The following is a 22,498-nucleotide window of genomic DNA, read 5'->3' as shown; positions in this document are numbered from 1 at the left end:
CATTCAACGCAAAACCTGTGGGAGCGTGGCTTGCCCGCGATGGGGTCTTTGAAGGTTACGAAGATTTAAAGCTGCGGGGTTTCCTGGCTCGGCTTGGTCTTGTCGACCCCCGGCACATGCAGGTTGCCCTCGGCGACCTGGGTGCCTTCGAGCTGCGGCTGCGTGACCCACGTCAGGATGTCGTAGTAGCGACGGATGTTCGCCACGAAATGCACCGGCTCGCCGCCACGGGCGTAGCCATAACGAGTCTTGCTGTACCACTGTTTCTGCGACAGGCGCGGCAGTATTTTCTTCACGTCCAGCCACTTGTCCGGGTTCAGCCCTTCCTTGGCCGTCAGTTTGCGCGCGTCATCCAGGTGACCGCTGCCAACGTTGTAGGCTGCGAGCGCGAACCACGTACGATCCGGTTCCTGGATCGACTCATCCAGTTGATCCTTCATGTAAGCCAGGTACTTCGCGCCGCCCATGATGCTCTGCTTGGGGTCCAGGCGATTGGACACGCCCATGGCTTGCGCCGTGTTCTGGGTCAGCATCATCAATCCGCGCACGCCGGTCTTGGACGTGACTGCCGCTTGCCACAGCGATTCCTGATAACCGATCGCCGCCAATAGACGCCAGTCGACCTTTTCTTCCTTGGCGGACGCCTTGAAGTGCTTCTCGTACTTGGGCAACCGCTGCTGCAAATGCTGGGCGAAGGTGGTGGCGCCCATGTAGCCGAGTACGTCGACATGCCCGTAGTAGCGGTCTTTGAGGCGTTGCAGGGTGCCGTTTTTCTTCACCTTGTCGAGGTAGGCGTTGATTTCGTTGAGCAGGCTGTTGTCATCGCCGGCGGCCACCGCCCAGCTCTGGTTGCTGGCATCACCGAGGTCGAAGGCGACCCGCACGTTGGGGAAGTAGACCTGGTTCATCGCCACTTCGTTGGAGTCGACCAGGGTCAGGTCGATCTGACCTTCGTCGACCATGCGCAGCAGGTCGACGACTTCAACCGCGTCGGACTCTTCGTATTCAATGCCCGGAAATTTCTTTTTCAGCTCTGCCAATTGCTCGGCGTGGGTGCTGCCCTTGAGCACGATGATCTTCTTGCCGACCAGATCGCCCGCGTCGGTCGGCCGCGACTGGCCGTTGCGATAGATGATCTGCGGGGTGACTTCGAGGTAGGAATGGGAAAACCGCACCTGTTTTTTGCGGTCCTCGCTGCTGACCAGGCCGGCAGCAGCCAGCACCGGGCCATTTGGCTTGCCCACCTGATTGAACAGGTCGTCGAGGTTGTCGGCGGTTTCGATCTTGAGCTCGACCCCCAGATCGTCGGCGAAGCGCTTCACCAGCTCGTATTCGAAGCCGGTTTCACCGTTGCGATCCTGAAAGTAGGTGGCGGGGCTGTTCCGGGTAACCACCCGCAGCACGCCATCCTCCTTTACGCGCTCCAGCGTGTTGGGTTTATCAACACAGCCACTGAGCATCAGGAAGAGTCCGGTTGCGATCAGCCATTTGGCGTACCGCGGACGCAAAGCCGTTGGGGAAAACATCTGCGCAGTATACGCAAAGGACCACGAGCGCCATATCTCGACAGCGAAGGGCTTGTCTGCTAGGGCGTCAAAAACCCGCTTGGAGCCCGCAGTAATGGGCCCGAACAGCATTTTGTGACAGAAAAAATAACCCCCGGCGCGCACCTGTTTACGGCCCGAATGCCCGGCCCGACGTTCGGGTGCAACCGCGCGCACCGTTTCGGGTGATGTCGCGGGCGGTTTAGGCTAGAATGCACGGCCTCAAAGCACACCCCTTCCCGAGGCTGTCCCGAAGATGTTGATCCTGCGCGGCGCTCCTGCCCTTTCTGCCTTTCGCCACAGCAAACTCCTTGAGCAACTGAGCCAGAAGGTTCCAGCTGTCAGCGGCTTGTATGCTGAATTCGCTCACTTCGCCGAAGTTACCGGCGTCCTGACCGGCGACGAACAGCAGGTGCTCGCGCGCCTTCTGAAGTACGGCCCTAGCGTTCCGGTACAAGAGCCCACTGGTCGTCTGTTCCTGGTGTTGCCGCGTTTCGGCACCATTTCTCCATGGTCCAGTAAAGCCAGCGACATCGCTCGCAACTGCGGCCTGACCAAGATCCAGCGCCTGGAGCGCGGCATCGCGTTCTACGTCGCCGGCCAGTTCAGCGACGCTGACGCGCAGCTGATCGCAGACGCGCTGCACGACCGCATGACCCAGATCGTGCTGGGCAACCTCGAACAAGCCTCCGGCCTGTTCAGCCACGCCGAGCCCAAGCCCCTGACCGCGATCGACGTGCTGGGTGGCGGTCGCGCCGCGCTGGAAAAAGCCAACACCGAGCTGGGCCTGGCCCTGGCCGAAGACGAAATCGACTATCTGGTCAACGCCTTCCTTGGTTTGAAGCGCAACCCGCACGACATCGAACTGATGATGTTCGCCCAGGCGAACTCCGAGCATTGCCGTCACAAGATCTTCAACGCGAGTTGGGACATCGACGGTCAGAGCCAGGAAAAAAGCCTGTTCGGCATGATCAAGAACACCTACCAGATGCACAGCGAAGGTGTTCTGTCGGCTTATAAGGACAACGCCTCGGTTATCGTTGGCTCCGTGGCCGGCCGTTTCTTCCCGGACCCTGAAACCCGCCAGTACGGCGCGGTGCAGGAACCGGTGCATATCCTGATGAAAGTCGAAACTCACAACCACCCGACCGCGATTGCCCCGTTCCCGGGCGCATCCACCGGTAGTGGCGGCGAGATTCGCGACGAAGGCGCCACCGGTCGCGGCGCCAAGCCAAAGGCTGGCCTGACCGGTTTCACCGTGTCGAACTTGCAGATCCCGGGCTTCGAACAGCCGTGGGAAGTGCCGTACGGCAAACCCGAGCGCATCGTTACCGCGCTGGACATCATGATCGAAGGCCCGTTGGGCGGCGCTGCATTCAACAATGAATTCGGCCGTCCGGCGCTGACCGGTTACTTCCGTACCTTCGAACAGTCGATCACCACCCCTCATGGTGACGAAGTTCGCGGTTACCACAAGCCGATCATGCTGGCTGGCGGCATGGGCAACATCCGTGAAGAACACGTCAAGAAAGGCGAAATCGTCGTTGGTTCCAAGCTGATCGTGCTTGGCGGCCCGGCGATGCTGATCGGTCTGGGTGGGGGCGCGGCTTCCTCCATGGCCACCGGCACCAGCTCGGCAGACCTGGACTTCGCTTCCGTACAACGTGAAAACCCTGAGATGGAGCGTCGTTGCCAGGAAGTCATCGACCGTTGCTGGCAACTGGGCGACAAAAACCCGATCAGCTTCATCCATGACGTCGGCGCGGGTGGTCTGTCCAACGCCTTCCCGGAACTGGTCAACGATGGCGACCGCGGTGGCCGTTTCGAACTGCGCAACATTCCAAACGACGAGCCGGGCATGGCCCCGCACGAAATCTGGAGTAACGAATCCCAGGAACGCTATGTTCTGGCAGTCGGCCCGGCGGACTTCGAACGCTTCAAGGCGATCTGCGAGCGTGAGCGTTGCCCATTCGCGGTAGTTGGCGAAGCCACTGCCGAGCCGCAACTGACCGTGACCGACAGCCACTTCGGCAACAGCCCGGTGGACATGCCGCTCGAAGTGCTGCTGGGCAAAGCCCCGCGCATGCACCGTTCGGTGGTTCGTGAAAACGAGCTGGGCGACGATTTCGATCCGTCGACCCTCGATATCGCCAACTGCGTCGAGCGCGTCCTGCATCACCCGGCCGTGGCCAGCAAAAGCTTCCTGATCACCATCGGCGACCGCACCATCACCGGCCTCGTGGCCCGTGACCAGATGGTCGGCCCGTGGCAGGTTCCGGTGGCCGACGTTGCCGTCACCGCCACCAGCTTCGACGTTTATACCGGTGAAGCCATGGCCATGGGCGAGCGCACTCCGCTGGCACTGCTGGACGCTCCGGCGTCGGGCCGCATGGCCATCGGCGAAACCCTGACCAACATCGCCGCCTCGCGCATCGCCAAGATCTCCGACATCAAGCTGTCGGCGAACTGGATGTCCGCTGCCGGTCACCCGGGTGAAGACGCACGTCTGTACGACACCGTGAAAGCGGTCGGCATGGAGCTGTGCCCTGAGCTGGGCATCACCATTCCGGTCGGCAAGGACTCGATGTCCATGGCCACCCGCTGGAACGACGAAGGCGTCGATAAGGCAGTAACTTCGCCGATGTCGCTGATCGTGACCGGCTTCGCGCCAGTGGCTGACATCCGTCAGACCCTGACCCCGCAACTGCGCATGGACAAGGGCACCACCGACCTGATCCTGATCGACCTCGGTCGCGGTCAGAACCGCATGGGTGCCTCGATCCTCGCTCAAGTTCACGGCAAGCTCGGCAAACAGGCTCCGGACGTCGATGACGCTGAAGACCTGAAAGCCTTCTTCGCAGTGATCCAGGGCCTCAACGCCGACGGTCACCTGCTGGCTTACCACGACCGTTCCGATGGTGGTCTGCTGACCAGCGTGGTGGAAATGGCGTTTGCCGGCCACTGCGGCCTGAGCCTGAACCTCGACGGTCTGGCAGAGACTTCCGCCGATATCGCCGCGATCCTGTTCAACGAAGAACTGGGCGCTGTGATCCAGGTTCGCCAGGACTCCACCGCGGACATCCTCGCGCAGTTCAGCGCCGCTGGCCTGGGCGATTGCGTTTCGGTAATCGGTCAGCCGATGAACAACGGCGAGATCAGCATCACGTTCAACGGCGATACCGTATTCGAAGGTCAGCGTCGTCTGCTGCAACGTCAGTGGGCTGAAACCAGCTACCAGATCCAGCGTCTGCGTGATAACGCCGATTGCGCCGAACAAGAGTTCGACGTGCTGCTGGAAGAAGACAACCCGGGCCTGAGCGTCAAGCTCAGCTACGACGTCAACCAGGATGTCGCCGCGCCTTACATCAAGAAAGGCATTCGCCCACAGGTTGCCGTGCTGCGTGAGCAGGGCGTCAACGGTCAGGTGGAAATGGCGGCCGCGTTCGACCGTGCCGGTTTCAACGCGATCGACGTGCACATGAGCGACATTCTGGCCGGCCGTGTCGACCTGAACGACTTCAAGGGCATGGTCGCTTGCGGCGGTTTCTCCTACGGCGACGTACTGGGTGCCGGTGAAGGCTGGGCCAAGTCCGCGCTGTTCAACAGCCGCGCTCGCGATGCCTTCCAGGGCTTCTTCGAACGTACCGACAGCTTCACCCTCGGCGTGTGCAACGGTTGCCAGATGATGTCCAACCTGCACGAGCTGATCCCGGGCAGCGAGTTCTGGCCGCACTTCGTGCGTAACCGTTCCGAGCAGTTCGAAGCCCGCGTGGCCATGGTACAGATCCAGGAATCGAACTCGATCTTCCTGCAGGGCATGGCCGGTTCGCGCATGCCGATCGCCATCGCCCACGGTGAAGGCCATGCCGAATTCGCCAGCGAAGAAGCCTTGCTGCAAGCCGATCTGTCGGGTTGCGTGGCGATGCGTTTCGTCGACAATCACGGCAAGGTCACCGAGAAATACCCGGCCAACCCGAACGGCTCGCCGCGCGGTATCACCGGTTTGACCAGCCGCGACGGTCGCGTGACCATCATGATGCCGCACCCGGAGCGTGTGTTCCGCGCGGTGCAGAACTCGTGGCGTTCGGAAGACTGGAACGAAGACGCACCTTGGATGCGTATGTTCCGTAACGCTCGCGTCTGGGTTAACTAAGAGCGGGGAGCTGATTGCCGTGTACAAGCTCTGCTTTTTTGTTCCGGCCAGTCATGTCGAAGTGGTCAAAAGCGCTGTATTCGCCGCCGGTGGCGGGCGGATCGGGGCTTATGACCACTGTGCATGGCAAGTGTTTGGCTTGGGCCAGTTTCGTCCACTGGAGGGCAGTCAGCCGTTCATGGGTGAGGCTGGGCAGGTCGAGCAGGTTGAGGAGTGGAAGGTTGAGCTGGTGGTCAGCGATGAGTTGATTCGGGCGGTGGTGGTGGCTCTGAAAGAGAGTCATCCCTATGAGACGCCGGCTTACGAGGTATGGCGGTTGGAGGATTTCTGATCTTCCTGGCCGCTGAAATGAGAAACCCGCTGAAGTGATTTCAGCGGGTTTTTTATTGGCTGCGATTTAGGGCGTGGCGGCCTTAGAGCCGACCAGGTTCTTGTTGATTGAGTACATATCCATTGCTGTGGTAACGGCTGCTTATGGTTTCGCCCTTACGGCGACTCCCTTTGGCAAACGCCCCAAAGGAAGCAAAGGTCTTCGCCCCAAGCGTCCGGCCCCTCGCTGAGGCTCGGGGTTCCTTCGCTCCGGTATCCATCTGGGGGCATCGCCCTACGGTTGGCTTCGCTTCAACCTACATGCGATGTGTTCGACTGCGTCGAACGGCGCTGCGCGCCAATCCCCAGATGAACACCTGCGCTCAGCCTCCCGAAGGGGCGGGTGAATCAAGATCAAAAGCGGCAGGCGAGCTAACGCTCGGCCTGTTGAGTGGTGAGGGGCGGGTGTATGCCGCTCCATTGTGGGAGCGAGCCTGCTCGCGATGAGTGACTATCAGGCGCCAATAATCTAAACCCTGGCACTCACCTCATTGCGATTGACCAATACCTCCAACGCATTACTCAAACTCGCTGCCTTCTCACCAATCAACAGGTGCCAAACGCCGCCCTCAAGTTGGCTGACACCTTGGCAACCAAGCGTTTTCAACTGGCCTTCCGACAACCCCGTGCCATCCGCCAGCTGTAACCGAATCCGGGTCATGGCGATGCAATCCATCTGCAGCACATTCTCGCCGCCGCCCAGTGCCTTCAACCATTGTTGGGCTTCAGTGTTCGTCACCGCCACAGGTTTTGGCTCATCGATATCCGCGGTAGGGGAGGCGATAACCGCGCGGCCCAAAGCCGGCATCGCCAATCGAATCTCATCGGCAATGCTGTCCGCCATCGGCCCGACCACCACCTGCAAGCTGCCGCCCTTGCCTGGACGCACTACCGCCATTGCACCCAACGCTTTCAAGTCCGCGTCCGAGGCTTTGTTGCGATCAACCATGTCCAGCCGCAACCGTGTCGTACACGCACCCACCGTGATCAAATTCTCCGCACCGCCCAGCGCCTTGATATATGCCCCGGCGCGCTCATTCTCGGCGACCACAACTTTGTCGCCAGCCTGAACATCCTCACGCCCCGGCGTCTTGAGGTTGAAGCGGCGGATACAGAAGTCAAACACCACGTAGTAGATCACCGCATACGCCAACCCCACGGGAAGCACGCGCCAGCCGTTGGTGGATTCGCCCCAGCCCAGAATCATGTCGATGAAACCGCCGGAAAAGGTAAACCCCAGGTGAATGTTCAGCAGGTTGGTGACGGCCATCGACAGCCCCGTCAGCAACGCGTGCAGCAAAAACAGCAGCGGTGCGAGGAACATGAAGGCGAATTCGATTGGCTCGGTGACGCCGGTCAAAAACGAGGTCAGGGCCATGGACAGGAAGATCCCGCCCATGACTTTGCGCCGTTCCGGCAGGGCGTTGCGGTACATCGCCAGGCACGCGGCGGGCAGGCCGAAGATCATCATCGGGAACATGCCGGTCATGAACTGGCCGCCTTTCGGGTCGCCGGCAAAGTAGCGTGACAGGTCGCCGGTCACCAGTGCGCCCGTGGTCGGGTCGGTGAAGTTGCCGAACACGAACCACGCCATGTTGTTGAGGATGTGGTGCAGGCCGGTGACGATCAGCAAGCGGTTGAACACGCCGAAGATGAACGCACCGAAGCTGCCGCTCTCCATCATCAACGTGCCGAAGCCGTTGATGCCATGCTGGATTGGCGGCCAGATGTAGCCGAACACCACGCCGAGGCCAACCGCCGCGAACCCAGTGACAATCGGCACGAAACGCCGCCCGCCGAAGAACGCCAGGTATTCCGGCAGCTTGATGTCTTTGAAGCGGTTGTACAGCGCTCCCGCCATCAGGCCGCTGATGATCCCGGCCAGCATGCCCATGTTGATGCTCGAATCGAGCACCTTGAGGGTGGAGATCATCACCAGATAACCAATGACACCGGCCAGGCCTGCGGTGCCGTTGTTGTCCTTGGCAAAGCCGACCGCGATGCCGATGGCGAAGATCAGCGCCAGGTTGGCGAAAATCACCTGGCCGGCGTCGTGGATGATCGCGATGTCCAGCAGGTCAGTGTCGCCCAGACGCAGCAGTAACCCGGCAATCGGCAAGATCGCGATCGGCAGCATCAGTGCGCGACCGAGGCGCTGCAGGCCTTCGATGAAGTATTGGTACATGGCGGATCTCCCTGGATTCTTATCGTTGTTGTTCAGCTCAGAGGCCATTGCTGGTGACAGGCATGACGCACCGCGCCGGCGCTGCTCAGCTTGAGCAGGTCCTGGCTGATGCGTCGGCATTCGGTGGCGTCGAGGTGGCGCACGCGGTCCTTGATTTCACCGATTTGCACCGGGCTGACCGACAGCTCGCTGACCCCCAGGCCAATCAATATCGGCGTGGCCAACGGATCGGAGGCGAGGGCGCCGCAGACCCCGACCCAACGGTTATGCACCGCCGCACCGGCGCAGGTCTGGGCGATCAGCCGCAGCAGCGCCGGGTGCATCGCATCGACGCGGGCGGCGAGACCAGCGTGGTCGCGGTCCATGGCCAGGGTGTATTGCGACAAGTCGTTGGTGCCGATGGACAGGAAGTCCGCGTGCTCGGCCAGTTGCTCGGCCAGCAGCGCGGCGGCCGGAACCTCGATCATCACGCCCAGCTGCGGGCGTTCACTCACATTGAGTTCAATGCACAACGCGTCGAGACGCTGGCGGATGTGCAGCAACTCATCGACTTCGGTGACCATCGGCAACAGGATCCGGCAACGCGACAGCGGGCTGACCTGCAGCAGGGCGCGCAGTTGCTGATCCAGCAGTTCCGGGCGCACCTGAGCTAGACGAATGCCGCGCAAACCAAGCACCGGGTTCGCTTCGACAGGGAGCGGTAAATAGTCGAGCTGTTTATCACCACCGACATCGATGGTGCGGATGATCACCGACTTGTCGCCCATGGCGTCGAGCACGGCTTGATAGGCAACGTGCTGCTCCTGTTCGTCCGGTGCGGTTTGGCGGTCGACGAAGAGGAATTCGGTACGCAGCAGACCGACGCCATCGGCACCGTTGGCCAGGGCATCAGCTGCCTCGGCACTGGAAGCGACATTGGCGGCGACTTCGATTGGCAAACCATCAAGTGTCAGTGCCGGGGTGTGAGCCTGAAACTGTTGAAGCGCGCGACGTTGCTGATGATCGAGTTGCGCCTGATGCACCTCGGCCAGGCGCTCGGCAGTCGGCATCAGTTCGAGGCGACCGCCGTCGGCATCCAGCACCACCGCTTGACCTTGCTCCTGATCGAGCAGCGTCGAGCCCAGTGCAACCATGCACGGCAAGCCTTTGCCGCGAGCGAGAATCGCCACATGGGAAGTCGCGCCACCTTCGGCCATGCACAACCCTGCCACCCCTTGCTGGCTCAGTTGCAGCAAATCGGACGGCGTCAGTTCATGGGCCGCGACGATGGCGCCGGCCGGTACGTCGTAATGCCAGGCTTCGCCGAGCAGGGCACGCAGCACCCGTTGCTTGAGGTCGCGCAGGTCGTTGGCGCGTTCGGCCAGCAACGGGCTGCCGAGTTGCAGCAGCACCTCGCATTGCACGTCGATGGATTGACTCCAGGCGTGAGTCGCGGCAATGCCTTGGTCGATGGATTGATGAGCCGCATCGAGCAGCGCCGGGTCTTCGAGCAATGCCAGGTGCGCGGTGAAGATCGCTTCCTCATCGGTGTTCTTGTGCTTCTTCGCTTGAGCCAGTGTGCCGTCGATTTCGCTGCGTACTTGAGTCAGGGCGGTGTCCAGCGCGTGACGTTGTTGCTTCGGCTCATGATTACCGGCATCTACTGGAAGACTGATCGAGTTCAGACGAAACAACGGCCCGCCCACCAGACCGGGTGCCGCGCACACGCCGTGCAGCACGCCCGCTTCGGCGGGGCGATTGCGTTGGATTATTGGTGTTGGTGCGGCAGCGTGGTTGTCTTCGGCCAGGGCTGTGGATAACGCGGCCAACAGGGCTTGCAGCGCCGCTTCGGCATCCGGCCCCTGGCAACTGACAAGGATTTCATCCTGCTCACCGACAGCCAGCCCCATCAGGCCGATCAAACTGTCGCAGGCTGCCGATTTACCGGCGAAGTGCAGCCAGGATTTGCTCTTGAACTGTTGGGCAGTCTGGCGGATCAGCGCCGCAGGCCGGGCGTGCAAGCCACCGCGATGGGCGACATGAACATGCCCTTGAACCTCGATGCCAACGACCTCGATGTCGATCTGCACGCCGTTGGTTACTTTCGGCACGACGTGCAGCAACGGATCGCCGACCTTCACCGATTTCAGCGTAATCGGTCGTGCTTGAAAGTCCTGGCTGTTGGTCAGGATCATCAGGCTGACCAGGCTTTTGCACTGCTGGGCGACCTGGTCCAGGTCGTAGCGCAGCAGCGGCTGGCCATTGCTGACTCGTGCACCTTCCTTAACCAGCATCGAGAAACCGACACCCTGCAACTCGACCGTATCGAGGCCCAGGTGCAGCAGTAACTCGGCACCGTTATCGGCGCGCAAGGTGATGGCGTGACCGGTGCGGGCGACGTGGATCACGACCGCTTCACAGGGTGAATACAGGGTGTCGTTCAATGGATCGATGGCGATCCCGTCGCCCATGGCGCCACTGGCGAACACCGGATCCGGGACTTTGGCGAGTGTGAGCACCGGGCCGCTGAGCGGGGCGCTGAGGGTCAGCTCTTTATTGTTGTTGTGCATGGCTCGATCTCATCAGGAAAGCTTCAAGTCGGACTCAGTGCGTGCGCGTCACTTTGCTCAAATGGCGCGGTTGGTCCGGGTCCATGCCACGTGCGAAGGCCAAACCGGCGGCCATGACGTAGAAACTCTGGATCGCCAGAATCGGGTCCAGGGCCGGGTGTTCGGCGCGGGTCAGGGTCAGGTCGCGTTCGGCGACGTCATCCGGCGCGGCCAGCAGCACGCGGGCGCCGCGTTGACGCATGTCGGCGGCCAGGCTCAGCAACCCGGCCTGCTCGGCACCGCGCGGGGCGAAGATCAGCAGGTGGTAGTTCTCGTCGATCAACGCCATCGGGCCGTGCCGCACTTCGGCGCTGCTGAAGGCTTCGGCCTGGATCGCCGAGGTTTCCTTGAACTTGAGTGCCGCTTCCTGGGCGATGGCGAAACCGGCACCACGGCCGATCACCATCAAGCGTTGGCAATCACGCAACGCATCGATGGCCAGGCTCCAGTCCTGTTGCGCCGCCTCGCGCAGACCTTCCGGCAGGGTAAGGCCGGCCTCCAGCAACTGCACATCTTCTTTCCAGTGGGCGATCAGGCGGGCACTGGCGGTGAGGGTGGCGATAAAACTCTTGGTCGCGGCGACGCTGCTTTCGGTGCCGGCGCACAGCGGCAGGCTGAATTCGCAGGCCGCTTCCAAAGGCGAGTTCTCGGCATTGACCATGGAAATGCTCAGGGCGCCGCGCTTGCGTAGCAGACGCAGGCTGTTCACCAGATCCGGGCTCTGCCCCGACTGCGAGAAGGCGAACGCGACCTGGCCGCTGACCTTCAACGGCGCTTGTTGCATGGTCACCACCGACATGGGCAACGACGCCACCGGAATGCCCAATTGCTGCATGGTCAGGTAAGCGAAGTAGCTCGCCGCATGGTCGGAGCTGCCACGAGCCACGGTCATCACCACTTGCGGTGGCTGACGGCGCAGGCGTCCGGCAATCTCGATCATCTGCGGGTCGAGTTGTTGTAATTGGGCTTGCACGGCCTCGAACGAGGACAGCGCCTCTTCAAGCATTTTTGAAGTCAATGTCTTCTCCTTCGACCATGACGGCGGTCAGTGTGAGTGAGCGATCCAGCCGCACGCAGTCGGCCCAGGCGCCGGGTTGCAGGCGCCCGCGTTCTTGAAGGCCGAGGTAGTCGGCGGGGAATTGCGAAAGACGTTGCGAGGCTTCGCTGATCGGCAGACCGATCTTCACCAGATTGCGCAGAGCCTGATCCATGGTCAGAGTGCTGCCGGCCAGCGTGCCGTCGGGCAGGCGCACGCCGCCCAGGCATTTGGTCACGGTGTGGCTGCCAAGCTTGTATTCGCCGTCGGGCATGCCGGCGGCGGCGGTGGAATCGGTGACGCAATACAGGCACGGGATCGAACGCAGGGCCACGCGGATCGCACCGGGGTGCACGTGCAGCAAGTCCGGAATCAGCTCGGCGTATTTGGCGTGGGCCAGCGCCGCGCCGACGATGCCGGGTTCGCGGTGATGCAGCGGGCTCATGGCGTTGTAGAGGTGAGTGAAACTGCTGGCACCGGCGGCCAGCGCGGCGACGCCTTCCTCGTAACTGCCCAGCGTGTGGCCGATTTGCATGCGCACGCCGCGAGCGCTGAGGGCGCGGATCAAACCGTCGTGGCCGGCGATTTCCGGGGCAATGGTGATCACCCGGATCGGCGCCAGTGCCAGGTATTCCTCGACTTCGGTCATCAACGCGGTGTGGGCGAAATTCGGTTGGGCGCCGAGTTTGCCGGGGTTGATGTAGGGGCCCTCCAGATGCACGCCGAGTACCCGGGCGCTGCCTTTGGGCCGCTGCTCGCAGAACTCGCCGACGGCTTTGAGCACACTGGAAATCTCTTCGCTCGGCGCGGTCATGGTGGTCGCCAGCAGCGACGTGGTGCCGAAGCGCACGTGGGTTCTGGTGATGGTTTCGAAGGCTGGCGCGCCTTCCATGATGTCTTTGCCACCGCCGCCGTGAACGTGCAGGTCGATGAAACCCGGCAGCAGGTAAGGCAGGTCGTTGTCCGCCGGATCGCACGGCTGGCCTTCGATGGACACGACCTTGCCGTGCTCATGGATCAGCCGGCCACGAACCCAGCCGTGGGCGGTGAGGATGTTGTCTTCGGACATGGGCAGCTCTCTGGTTTAACGGCGCCGTGACTTGACGACGAAGCAGTTTGGCTAGCGGCGAAGCTCTGCGACGAAGTCGTAGTAGTCGTTGCGGCAATAGGTGTCGGTGACTTCGATCGGCGTGTTGTCTTCCAGGTAGCCGACCCGGGTCATCAGCAGCATGGCGGTGCCGGGGGCGATGCCCACCAGCGCGGCGAATTCGTCGGAGGCGTTGATCGCCTGAATGTGTTGCAGGGCGCGGACCACCGGTTTGCCAATGCCGTCGAGGTATTCGTAGAGGGAATCGCCTACCGCTTGCGGCTTGGGAATGATCGACGCGGGCAGGGTGCTCATCTCGATTGCCATCACTGTGTCGTCGGCTTTGCGCAAGCGTTTGAGCCGCGCGACCTTGTCATTGGGCGAGAGGCCGAGGCGGATCAGTTCTTCGTGGGTCGGCGGGGTGATCTCCCGTTCCAGCCATTGCGAGCCGGGGACGAAACCCTTGAGGCGGAGCATTTCGCTGAAGCCCGAGAGGCGCGACAGCGGTTGTTCCAGGCGTGGCGTGATGAACGTGCCGGAACCCTGGTTGCGGCGGATCAGGCCTTGCTCGAACAGCACTTCCAGCGCTTTGCGTGCGGTGACGCGGGAGATGCCCAGCATTTCGCTGAGGTTGCGTTCCGACGGCATCGCCTGCTCGGCTTTCCATTGGCCGGCGTGGATCGCCGCTTCCAGATTGCGCGCCAGTTGCAGGTACAGCGGCGTGGGCTGGGTGTCGTCAGGGCGTAGTGCCTGGAGGTCGTTCATGTAGGTTTGGTCCGATGCGGATGAAGGATTGTTGTCGCCCGGTTGTGGGGCGAAATTAATACCACTTAAATACCATGTCAATGCCAGTACTTTGCTGTGGGCGCAGCAAAACCAGCCCTTGTGGGTAGTCTTCAGGGGGGCTTGGTTTTAAGTGGTATTAGAGGTGGGGATTTTGAAAGCAAAGATCGCAGCCTGCGGCAGCTCCTACAGGTGGGAATGGTATCTACCCTGTAGGAGCTGCCGCAGGCTGCGATCTTTTGATTTATTTTTTCGATGGGCGACCAAAGGTAGTCGTTACGGACGAATCTCTATCATCGTGCCGTCCGGTACCAGGCCCCACACTTCACGCATGTCCATGTTGCGCATGGCGATGCAGCCATCGGTCCAGTCCAGCGTGTGGAACAGGTTTTCCGGGTTCTCTTCGGTGTCTGGAGTACCGTGGATCATGATCATGCCGCCAGGCTCGACGCCTTCGCGCCGGGCGCGGGCGGAGTCGCTGATGTTGGGGTAGGAGATGTGCATCGCCAGGTTGAAACGGTCGCTGGTCTTGCGCCAGTCCAGCCAGTAAAGGCCTTCGGGGGTGCGTTTATCACCTTCCATCAGTTTTGGGCCAATGGGGCGTTTGCCCAATGAAATGCGATAGGTTTTGAACGGCTTGCCATCGTTGATCAACTGCAACTGATGGGCAGATTTGAGGACCAGAACTTTTTCGATGACTTTGCCGTCCGGGGCGGCCGCGACGGAAGCCTGGGAGACTGCGACGAACGATAAGCAAAACAGGGCAAGCAACCAGCGCATTGAAACGATATCCCTAAGAGGTGTCGCGACTATTTTATTTATAGATGGTTTTTTACTAACAAGTGCTTAGATGATGGCAGGCTGAGCGAGTGGCGGGATCGATTCGGACCGCACGGGGTAGACCTCGGTCCGCCGGTCAGCGAAGAAGCATTCTAATGTACGGCCCACCGTGCGGAAAGCCAGTTCGCCCCAAGGGATGTCGGCCTCTTCGAACAGCTGCACTTCCAGGCTCTCGGGGCCTGCGCAAAAATCCAGATCCACAAGCTCAGCGCGAAAGAACACATGCACCTGACTGATGTGCGGCACATCGATCAGCGTATAGATGCTCAGGTTACGTACCCGGGCGCAAGCTTCTTCGGCGGTTTCGCGAATCGCGGCCTGTTCAATGGTCTCACCGTTCTCCATGAAACCGGCGGGCAGGGTCCAGTAACCGAGCCGTGGCTCGATGGCGCGACGGCACAGCAACACCTTTGAACCCCAGGTTGGCACGCAACCGGCGACGATATTGGGGTTCTGGTAATGAATGGTGTGACAGCTGTCGCAGACAAAACGCAGGCGTGAATCGCCTTCGGGAATGCGCTGGGTCACCGGGTTGCCGCATTGACTGCAAAATTTCATGCTTGGGTTCCTGAATGCTGCGCCTATCTTGGCGTGCAGCGGTGTCGGTCGGCAAGTTGTCGTTTCGCGACATGAGGCTGTTCGGGGGTTGGGCGGCCGGTGCGATTGGTGCATGATGCAGGGTAAGGCACAGATCGAGAAGACTCATGCTGGACGAGCTACTGCACCGGGTAAGCAATCACACACCGCGTACGCTGGAAACCGACCGACGTTTCCCCGAAGCCGCGGTATTGGTGCCCATCACGCGCAGTGACGAACCGGAACTGGTCCTGACCCTTCGCGCCAGCGGGCTCTCGACCCATGGCGGTGAAGTCGCTTTTCCCGGCGGTCGACGCGACCCTGAAGACCCTGATCTGATCTTTACCGCTCTGCGCGAGGCCGAAGAAGAAATCGGCCTGCCGCCGGGGCTGGTCGAAGTGATCGGCCCACTGAGCCCGCTGATCTCCCTGCACGGCATCAAGGTCACGCCCTATGTCGGCGTGATTCCGGATTTCGTCGAATACCTGGCCAACGATGCCGAGATCGCCGCAGTGTTCAGCGTGCCCCTGGAATTCTTCCGCAAGGACCCGCGCGAGCACACCCACCGCATCGACTATCAAGGCCACAGTTGGTACGTGCCGAGCTATCGTTATGGCGAGTACAAGATCTGGGGGTTGACGGCGATCATGATCGTCGAGTTGATCAACCTGCTCTATGACGCGAAAATCAGCCTGCATCAACCGCCCAAGAGTTTTATCAACACCTGAAGCCATCGCTCGTATGGCGTGAATCCTGCTTTTCGCTAGTGAGCCAGCCTGGTCGTGAGGACAACAAGATGAAATACCGCCTGGGCGACGCCCGCGTCGAGACCCATCCGCAGAGCTGGGTCGCACCCAATGCCGTGCTGGTGGGCAAGGTCAAACTGGAAGAGGGCGCCAACGTCTGGTTCAACGCCGTGTTGCGTGGCGACAACGAATTGATCCTGATCGGCAAGAACAGCAACGTGCAGGACGGCACCGTGATGCACACCGACATGGGCTACCCGCTGACCATCGGCACCGGCGTGACCATCGGCCACAACGCCATGCTCCACGGCTGCACGGTGGGCGATTACAGCCTGATCGGCATCAACGCGGTGATCCTCAACGGCGCGAAAATCGGCAAGAACTGCATCATCGGCGCCAACTCGCTGATCGGTGAGGGCAAGGAAATTCCGGACGGTTCGCTGGTCATGGGCTCGCCGGGCAAGGTGGTACGCGAGCTGACCGAGCCGCAGAAGAAGATGCTTGAAGCCAGCGCCGCACACTATGTGCACAACTCGCAGCGTTATGCCCGCGATCTGGTCGAGCAGGAACAATGAGCGCCAATGAACGACCGGTCCCGTCGCCGTGCGTGAGCATTTGTGCGCTGGATGAGGATGACATTTGCACCGGGTGTCAGCGCACGGTGGAAGAGATCACCCGCTGGAGCCGGATGGACAACGAGGAACGGCGCAAGGTGTTGGGGCTGTGTCATGAACGGGCGAAATCGAGTGGGTTGATCTGGATGTTGCCTTCCAAATCCGATTCCTGAATCGTTTGGTGCATTGTGGCGAGGGAGCTTGCTCCCGCTGGGCTGCGAAGCAGCCCCAAAATTGACCAATACATTCCATCTGACAGGCCACCCCACCCCAGATTTCAGGGCCGCTTCGCGCCCCAGCGGGAGCAAGCTCCCTCGCCACAGGTTATCTGTGCGCTGAAGATGAAGTACCCTGTGCACAAAATTGACAGGTATCCCCCGTCCCATGCTCTTTCTGATCGCCTACATCAGCAGTGTCGTGCTGATCAATTACGCCTTTTCCACCGCCCCGCACCTGGACATCATCTGGTCGGCCTGGGGTGGCCTGGTGTTCGTGCTGCGCGACATGGTGCAAACCCGCTTCGGCCATGGCGCGATCGCGGCGATGCTGGTGGCGCTGGGGCTGTCTTACGTCACCTCCGATCCCTCAATTGCTCTCGCCAGTGCCACGGCGTTCGCCGTGTCCGAGTGCATCGACTGGCTGGTGTTCAGCCTCACCAAGCGCCCGTTGCACGATCGCCTGTGGATAAGTTCGGCCCTGAGCATCCCGCTGGACACCTTCATCTTCTTTGGCATGATCGATGCGCTCACGCCGGGCGTGATCCTCACCGCGCTGGGTTCGAAGTTCGCGGGCGTCACCGTGGTCTGGTTGGCCATGGCCTGGCGCCTGCGCAAACAGGCCGTCGTCAGCTGAAGCCAAACCCTCAGGTTCATGTAAAATGCCGCGCTTTCTCCCCATGGGAAGCGCGCTTCCCTCGATGATCCGCTCCTTTGAGGACCTGAGATGACCCGTATCGGAACTCCATTGTCGCCAACCGCGACCCGCGTATTGCTGTGTGGCTGTGGTGAGTTGGGCAAGGAAGTGGTGATCGAGCTGCAACGCCTGGGCGTTGAAGTGATTGCCGTGGATCGCTACGCCAATGCGCCGGCCATGCAAGTCGCCCATCGCAGCCATGTGATCAACATGCTCGACGGCGCCGCCCTGCGTGCGGTGATCGAAGCCGAGAAACCGCACTTCATCGTGCCGGAAATCGAAGCCATCGCCACCGCGACCCTGGTGGAGCTGGAGTCCGAAGGTTTCACCGTGATCCCGACTGCCCGCGCCGCACAGTTGACCATGAACCGCGAAGGCATCCGCCGCCTGGCCGCTGAAGAGCTGGACCTGCCGACATCGCCGTACCACTTCGCCGACACCTTCGAGGATTACCGTAAGGCGGTCGAAGACCTAGGCTTCCCGTGCGTGGTCAAGCCGGTCATGAGTTCCTCGGGCAAGGGCCAGAGCCTGCTGCGCAGCGTCGATGACGTGCAGAAAGCCTGGGATTACGCTCAAGAAGGCGGCCGCGCTGGTAAAGGCCGCGTGATCATTGAAGGCTTCATCGACTTCGACTACGAAATCACTCTGCTGACCGTGCGTCACGTCGGCGGCACTACGTTCTGTGCGCCTGTCGGTCACCGTCAGGAGAAGGGCGACTACCAGGAATCCTGGCAGCCACAAGCCATGAGCCCGGTTGCCTTGGCGGAATCCGAGCGCGTTGCCAAAGCGGTCACCGAAGCCTTGGGCGGTCGTGGCCTGTTTGGCGTCGAGTTGTTCATCAAGGGTGATCAGGTGTGGTTCAGCGAAGTCTCGCCGCGCCCGCATGACACCGGTCTGGTGACCCTGATTTCCCAGGACCTGTCGCAGTTCGCGCTGCACGCACGGGCGATCCTGGGCCTGCCAATTCCATTGATCCGTCAGTTCGGCCCATCGGCGTCGGCGGTGATTCTGGTGGAAGGGCAGTCGACTCAGACTGCTTTCGCCAACCTGGGTGCAGCCTTGAGCGAGCCGGATACTGCGTTGCGTCTGTTCGGCAAGCCTGAGGTCAATGGTCAGCGGCGGATGGGTGTGGCGTTGGCGCGTGATGAGTCGATCGAGGCCGCTCGTGCCAAGGCGACCCGCGCGTCCCAAGCTGTCGTCGTAGAGCTGTAACCGAGGCGGGGCCATCGCGGGCAAGCCCGCGATGGCGGTCTATCAGGCAACCCGATTCAAATCGTTATTGCGCGTCTCCTTCAGGCACAGCACCGCTATCAAGCTCAGCACCGCCGCCCCCGACACATACCCGCCGACATAACTCAAACCACCCATCGCCACCAGTTTTTGCGCAAAGAACGGTGCCGCCGAGGCGCCGACAATGCCGCCCAGGTTGTACGCAGCCGATGCGCCGGTGTAGCGCACGTGGGTTGGAAACAGCTCCGGCAGCAGCGCGCCCATTGGCGCAAACGTCACGCCCATCAGAAACAGTTCGATGCACAGGAACAACGCCACGCCCCAGGTCGAGCCATGGGTCAGGAGCGGTTCCATCAAGAATCCGGACAGAATCGCCAGCACGCCGCCGATGATCAGCACCGGCTTGCGCCCGAAACGATCACTGGCCCAGGCCGACAGCGGTGTCGCGGCCGCCATGAACAGTACCGCGAAACACAGCAGGGCGAGGAAGGTTTCCCGGGTGTAGCCGAGCGTCGACACGCCGTAACTCAGCGAAAACACCGTCGAGATGTAGAACAGTGCATAGCACACCACCATCGACCCGGCGCCCAGCAGCATTGGTGCCCAGTATTGGCTGAACAGCTCGACCAACGGGATCTTCACCCGCTCCTGGCGAGCCACGGCGTTGGCGAACACCGGGGTTTCGTGGAGCTTGAGGCGTACGTACAGGCCCACCATCACCAGCGCGGCACTGAGCAGGAACGGAATCCGCCAGCCCCACGAACGGAACTGCTCGTCGTTCAGGCTCATGGCCAGGGTCAGGAACAGGCCGTTGGCCGCCAGAAACCCGATCGATGGGCCGAGCTGCGGAAACATGCCGAACCAGGCTCGCTTGCCTTTGGGCGCGTTCTCCGTGGCCAGCAATGCGGCGCCGCCCCATTCACCGCCCAACCCCAGGCCCTGGCCGAAGCGCAGCACGCAAAGCAGGATCGGCGCCCAAGCACCAATGCTGTCGTAACCCGGCAGCACACCAATCAGCGTGGTGCACACACCCATCAGCAGCAGCGAGGCAACCAGTGTCGATTTGCGTCCGATGCGGTCACCGAAATGGCCGAACAGCGCCGAACCCAATGGTCGTGCAAGGAAGGCGATACCGAAGGTAATGAACGCCGACAGCATCTGCGCGGTGCCGGAGGTTTGCGGAAAGAACACCGGGCCGATCACTAGCGCCGCGGCAGTGGCATAGACGTAGAAGTCATAGAACTCGATAGCCGTGCCAATGAAACTCGCGGTAGCCACGCGGGTGGCGGAGTTCGTCGGTTGGGCTGGCGTGGTGTCGCTGAACGTTGTGCTGGTCGTCATGCAGTTATCCCTGACAGTCATGTGCCCCAGTGGAGCGAATTATTATGGTCGAATACCCAGGGATGTGGGTTTAACGCAGAGTGCGGGTAGCACGGGGTGTGGCGGGGCTTGGTAAGCAGCTTGATTATAGGAAGGCAGCTAATGATTCAACAAGCGGCTTGGAGGATGCGATGGCTATTGTGGCGAGGGAGCTTGCTCCCGCTCGGGCGCGTAGCGGCCGCAAACGGCTGAATGCATTCTTTCAGAGTGATCGCGCTGTCTGTGATCGGGCCTGCTTCGCAGTCCAGCGGGAGCAAGCTCCCTCGCCACAAAGGAGCGTGTCAGATTTTGGAAAGGGCAGGCGCTGAGCTGGTATGCCAGATCAGCACGCGTGTGACGCGATTCTCTTCCGTCTCCAGAATTTCCAGCCGATATCGCCCGATCTTCAGGCACACCGCACTGTCCGGAATCGTCTCCAGCGCCTCGGTCACCAGGCCGTTGAGGGTTTTCGGACCATCGCTGGGCAAATGCCAGCCGAGGCTCTTGTTCAGTTCGCGGATGGACGCTGCGCCATCAATTACCAGTCGGCCATCGGCCTGCGGGTGAATGTGCGGGTTATCCAGGGTGTGCTGGCTTTCGAACTCTCCGACGATTTCTTCGAGAATATCTTCCAGGGTCACGATACCCAGTACTTCCCCGTACTCGTCGACCACCATGCCCAAGCGCCTCTGCTGCTTGTGGAAGTTCAGCAATTGCAGCTGCAACGGCGTGCTTTCCGGCACGAAGTACGGTTCGTGACTGGCCGCCAGCAGCGCTTCCACGGTCAGGCTTGAATCCGGCAGCAAATGACGGATCTGTCGGGTGTTGAGCACCGCTTCAACCTGGTTGATGTCGCTGTGGAATACCGGCAGGCGGGTGCGTTTGTTGTGGCGCAGTTGCTCGATGATTTCTTCGAGGGGGTCGTCCAGGTTGATCCCGTCGACGTCGCTGCGTGGCACCAGAATATCGTTGACCGTGATGTTATCCAGCGCGTGGATACCTGACAGTGGGCGATAGGCCGCGTGTTCGTGATCGTCGTGTCGATCTGCTGGTGCCTCGTCTTCGCTTTGCTGCACCACGTTGACCTTGCGGGCGAATGGCCGCATCAGCAGTTGGCTGATGCCATTGAGTAGCCATGCGGCGGGATAGACGATTTTCAACGGTATGCCGAGCAGTGTGTTGCCCAAGGCCAGGACGGCATCCGGATAGCGGGCGGCGAGTGCGCGTGGCAGGTAGTCGGCGAATACCAGCAACACTGCGCCGGCACCGAGGCAGGCAATCCAGGGGCCGTTTTGTGCCCAGGTGAAAATCGCCAGCAAGGTGCTGATGACCACCACCAGCGCGCGGCAGAGGGTATTGCAGAGGATCAGGCTATTGAGCGGAAAACTCAGCTTGGCCACGGGTTTGTCGCTGGAGCGCGAGGCTGTGCGTTGGGCCAGCAACTGCTGTTGTGCAACTTCGATGGCGGTAAACAGCCCCGACCATAGAATCAGCAGGGCCAGCACCGCAAGCATCGGCCCTATGGGCAAGTCGTCCATTAATGCCGCCCGTCAGATGTGCAGAATGTATTCGCGGACCAGCTTGCTGCCGAAATATGCCAGCATCAGCAGGCAGAAACCGGCAAGGGTCCAGCGGATGGCTTTGTGTCCGCGCCAGCCGAGACGGTTGCGCCCCCAGAGCAGCACGCTGAACACGATCCAGGCCAGGCATGCCAGCAGGGTTTTATGCACCAGGTGCTGGGCGAACAGGTTCTCGACGAACAGCCAGCCGGAAATCAGCGACAGCGACAGCAGGCTCCAGCCAGCCCAGAGGAAACCGAACAGCAGGCTTTCCATGGTTTGCAGCGGCGGGAAGTTCTTGATCAGCCCGGACGGATGCTTGTGCTTGAGCTGATGGTCCTGAACCAGCAGCAGCAAGGCCTGGAACACTGCGATGGTGAACATGCCGTAAGCGAGGATCGACAAGAGGATGTGGGCGAGAATACCTGGCTCTTCGTCAATGATCTGCACTGTACCGGCGGGGGCGAACTGCGCCAGCAGCGCGGTTGCGGCGCCCAGCGGGAACAGCAATAGAAGCAGGTTTTCCACCGGAATCCGTGAACAGGCCAGCAAGGTCAGGGCGATGACCGCTGCGGCAATCAGGCTGGCGGCGCTGAAAAAGTCCAGGGCCAGGCCGACCGGAGTCAGCAGATAGCTGATCAGGCTGGCACTGTGGGCCAGCACGGCCAGTACGCCGAGCGTGACCAACAGGCGTTTGTTCGCCTTGGCGCCGGTGGCCAGGCGAGTGCCTTGATAGAAGGTCGCAGCGGCATATAAGCAGGCGGCGGCGAGAGTGGTAAGCAAGCTGGGTGACAAGGGGAGCATAAATCCTGTTAGGCAGGCCCGAAAGGCGTTGAGTTTGGCATAGAACCCATACGGCACGAAAGACTATACAAGCTGACGGCGAGGTGTCCGCCAGACGCAGTCTTCGCTATAAT

The 22,498-nt window shown here is 61.2% G+C and carries 18 protein-coding genes; 7 read left to right on the top strand and 11 right to left on the bottom strand.

Going from position 1 to position 22,498, the window contains the following annotated elements:
* Positions 1-65: 65 nt before the first annotated feature.
* A complete protein-coding gene (gene mltF / locus ACCC96_RS21450) occupies positions 66-1,526 on the bottom strand; it encodes a membrane-bound lytic murein transglycosylase MltF (RefSeq protein WP_413696838.1) in 1,461 nt (486 codons plus the stop codon).
* 274 nt (positions 1,527-1,800) lie between these two features.
* Here mltF and purL point away from each other — a divergent pair, with 274 nt between their 5' ends.
* Together purL and ACCC96_RS21440 are read left to right on the top strand one after the other, a co-directional pair.
* Positions 1,801-5,697, top strand: coding sequence for a phosphoribosylformylglycinamidine synthase (gene purL / locus ACCC96_RS21445; RefSeq protein WP_413696837.1), 3,897 nt, complete (start codon positions 1,801-1,803; stop codon positions 5,695-5,697).
* A 19-nt stretch (positions 5,698-5,716) separates the two neighbouring features.
* Positions 5,717-6,028, top strand: a complete 312-nt coding sequence (locus ACCC96_RS21440) for a YqfO family protein (RefSeq protein ID WP_019581076.1) — start codon at positions 5,717-5,719, stop codon at positions 6,026-6,028.
* A 507-nt stretch (positions 6,029-6,535) separates the two neighbouring features.
* Here ACCC96_RS21440 and nagE read toward each other — a convergent pair.
* The 7 genes from nagE to ACCC96_RS21405 form a co-directional block, all read right to left on the bottom strand.
* On the bottom strand, positions 6,536-8,251 hold the full coding sequence (gene nagE, locus ACCC96_RS21435) for an N-acetylglucosamine-specific PTS transporter subunit IIBC (protein WP_413696836.1): 1,716 nt from the start codon (positions 8,249-8,251) through the stop codon (positions 6,536-6,538).
* A gap of 32 nt (positions 8,252-8,283) precedes the next feature.
* Positions 8,284-10,800 carry a phosphoenolpyruvate--protein phosphotransferase gene (gene ptsP / locus ACCC96_RS21430; protein ID WP_413696835.1) on the bottom strand — a complete coding sequence of 839 codons (2,517 nt, stop codon included), beginning with the start codon at positions 10,798-10,800 and terminating at the stop codon, positions 8,284-8,286.
* Between the two features lie 34 nt (positions 10,801-10,834).
* A complete protein-coding gene (locus ACCC96_RS21425; protein ID WP_413696834.1) occupies positions 10,835-11,857 on the bottom strand; it encodes an SIS domain-containing protein in 1,023 nt (340 codons plus the stop codon).
* Positions 11,838-12,944 carry an N-acetylglucosamine-6-phosphate deacetylase gene (nagA, locus tag ACCC96_RS21420; protein WP_413696833.1) on the bottom strand — a complete coding sequence of 369 codons (1,107 nt, stop codon included), beginning with the start codon at positions 12,942-12,944 and terminating at the stop codon, positions 11,838-11,840. Before nagA ends, ACCC96_RS21425 begins: the two co-directional genes overlap by 20 nt.
* A gap of 51 nt (positions 12,945-12,995) precedes the next feature.
* On the bottom strand, positions 12,996-13,727 hold the full coding sequence (locus ACCC96_RS21415; protein ID WP_305410068.1) for a GntR family transcriptional regulator: 732 nt from the start codon (positions 13,725-13,727) through the stop codon (positions 12,996-12,998).
* Positions 13,728-14,021: 294 nt separating this feature from the next.
* Positions 14,022-14,525 carry a L,D-transpeptidase family protein gene (locus ACCC96_RS21410; protein WP_028940325.1) on the bottom strand — a complete coding sequence of 168 codons (504 nt, stop codon included), beginning with the start codon at positions 14,523-14,525 and terminating at the stop codon, positions 14,022-14,024.
* Between the two features lie 66 nt (positions 14,526-14,591).
* A complete protein-coding gene (locus tag ACCC96_RS21405; protein ID WP_413696832.1) occupies positions 14,592-15,143 on the bottom strand; it encodes an NUDIX hydrolase in 552 nt (183 codons plus the stop codon).
* Between the two features lie 146 nt (positions 15,144-15,289).
* Here ACCC96_RS21405 and ACCC96_RS21400 point away from each other — a divergent pair, with 146 nt between their 5' ends.
* The 5 genes from ACCC96_RS21400 (at position 15,290) to purT (ending at position 18,645) form a co-directional block, all read left to right on the top strand.
* Positions 15,290-15,889: a CoA pyrophosphatase gene (locus tag ACCC96_RS21400; RefSeq protein WP_018927081.1), complete on the top strand. Its 600-nt coding sequence runs from the start codon at positions 15,290-15,292 to the stop codon at positions 15,887-15,889.
* Between the two features lie 68 nt (positions 15,890-15,957).
* Complete coding sequence (locus ACCC96_RS21395; RefSeq protein WP_007936184.1) at positions 15,958-16,482, top strand: gamma carbonic anhydrase family protein; 525 nt, start codon at positions 15,958-15,960, stop codon at positions 16,480-16,482.
* A complete protein-coding gene (locus ACCC96_RS21390) occupies positions 16,479-16,694 on the top strand; it encodes a DUF1289 domain-containing protein (protein WP_413696831.1) in 216 nt (71 codons plus the stop codon). Before ACCC96_RS21395 ends, ACCC96_RS21390 begins: the two co-directional genes overlap by 4 nt.
* 211 nt (positions 16,695-16,905) lie before the next feature.
* Positions 16,906-17,373 (top strand): preQ0 transporter, encoded by a 468-nt coding sequence (locus tag ACCC96_RS21385; RefSeq protein ID WP_413696830.1) that lies wholly within the window; start codon positions 16,906-16,908, stop codon positions 17,371-17,373.
* A 90-nt stretch (positions 17,374-17,463) separates the two neighbouring features.
* On the top strand, positions 17,464-18,645 hold the full coding sequence (gene purT / locus ACCC96_RS21380) for a formate-dependent phosphoribosylglycinamide formyltransferase (protein WP_413696829.1): 1,182 nt from the start codon (positions 17,464-17,466) through the stop codon (positions 18,643-18,645).
* Positions 18,646-18,687: 42 nt separating this feature from the next.
* Here purT and ACCC96_RS21375 read toward each other — a convergent pair whose 3' ends face one another.
* From ACCC96_RS21375 to ACCC96_RS21365, 3 genes are all read right to left on the bottom strand, one after another.
* Positions 18,688-20,004, bottom strand: a complete 1,317-nt coding sequence (locus ACCC96_RS21375) for an MFS transporter (RefSeq protein WP_019647762.1) — start codon at positions 20,002-20,004, stop codon at positions 18,688-18,690.
* 320 nt (positions 20,005-20,324) lie between these two features.
* A complete protein-coding gene (locus tag ACCC96_RS21370) occupies positions 20,325-21,560 on the bottom strand; it encodes a transporter associated domain-containing protein (RefSeq protein WP_413696828.1) in 1,236 nt (411 codons plus the stop codon).
* A gap of 12 nt (positions 21,561-21,572) precedes the next feature.
* Positions 21,573-22,385 carry an inner membrane protein YpjD gene (locus ACCC96_RS21365; RefSeq protein ID WP_019581062.1) on the bottom strand — a complete coding sequence of 271 codons (813 nt, stop codon included), beginning with the start codon at positions 22,383-22,385 and terminating at the stop codon, positions 21,573-21,575.
* Positions 22,386-22,498: the final 113 nt, after the last annotated feature.

The organism is Pseudomonas sp. Pseusp11 (assembly GCF_047304405.1).
Lineage (GTDB): Bacteria > Pseudomonadota > Gammaproteobacteria > Pseudomonadales > Pseudomonadaceae > Aquipseudomonas.
The sequence above is the reverse complement of the archived record's forward strand: the minus strand, read 5'-3'. Positions and strand labels throughout refer to the sequence as shown.

What these genes read in the sequence shown, in the direction of transcription:
- ACCC96_RS21395 (WP_007936184.1), top strand. Translation starts at nt 15,958, where the DNA reads ATGAAATACCGCCTGGGCGACGCCCGCGTCGAGACCCATCCGCAGAGC.
- ptsP (WP_413696835.1), bottom strand. Translation starts at nt 10,800, where the DNA reads ATGCACAACAACAATAAAGAGCTGACCCTCAGCGCCCCGCTCAGCGGC.
- ACCC96_RS21405 (WP_413696832.1), bottom strand. Translation starts at nt 15,143, where the DNA reads ATGAAATTTTGCAGTCAATGCGGCAACCCGGTGACCCAGCGCATTCCC.
- mltF (WP_413696838.1), bottom strand. Translation starts at nt 1,526, where the DNA reads ATGTTTTCCCCAACGGCTTTGCGTCCGCGGTACGCCAAATGGCTGATC.
- ACCC96_RS21415 (WP_305410068.1), bottom strand. Translation starts at nt 13,727, where the DNA reads ATGAACGACCTCCAGGCACTACGCCCTGACGACACCCAGCCCACGCCG.
- ACCC96_RS21385 (WP_413696830.1), top strand. Translation starts at nt 16,906, where the DNA reads ATGCTCTTTCTGATCGCCTACATCAGCAGTGTCGTGCTGATCAATTAC.
- purL (WP_413696837.1), top strand. Translation starts at nt 1,801, where the DNA reads ATGTTGATCCTGCGCGGCGCTCCTGCCCTTTCTGCCTTTCGCCACAGC.
- nagA (WP_413696833.1), bottom strand. Translation starts at nt 12,944, where the DNA reads ATGTCCGAAGACAACATCCTCACCGCCCACGGCTGGGTTCGTGGCCGG.
- ACCC96_RS21400 (WP_018927081.1), top strand. Translation starts at nt 15,290, where the DNA reads ATGCTGGACGAGCTACTGCACCGGGTAAGCAATCACACACCGCGTACG.
- ACCC96_RS21365 (WP_019581062.1), bottom strand. Translation starts at nt 22,385, where the DNA reads ATGCTCCCCTTGTCACCCAGCTTGCTTACCACTCTCGCCGCCGCCTGC.
- purT (WP_413696829.1), top strand. Translation starts at nt 17,464, where the DNA reads ATGACCCGTATCGGAACTCCATTGTCGCCAACCGCGACCCGCGTATTG.
- ACCC96_RS21370 (WP_413696828.1), bottom strand. Translation starts at nt 21,560, where the DNA reads ATGGACGACTTGCCCATAGGGCCGATGCTTGCGGTGCTGGCCCTGCTG.
- ACCC96_RS21375 (WP_019647762.1), bottom strand. Translation starts at nt 20,004, where the DNA reads ATGACGACCAGCACAACGTTCAGCGACACCACGCCAGCCCAACCGACG.
- ACCC96_RS21410 (WP_028940325.1), bottom strand. Translation starts at nt 14,525, where the DNA reads ATGCGCTGGTTGCTTGCCCTGTTTTGCTTATCGTTCGTCGCAGTCTCC.
- ACCC96_RS21390 (WP_413696831.1), top strand. Translation starts at nt 16,479, where the DNA reads ATGAGCGCCAATGAACGACCGGTCCCGTCGCCGTGCGTGAGCATTTGT.
- nagE (WP_413696836.1), bottom strand. Translation starts at nt 8,251, where the DNA reads ATGTACCAATACTTCATCGAAGGCCTGCAGCGCCTCGGTCGCGCACTG.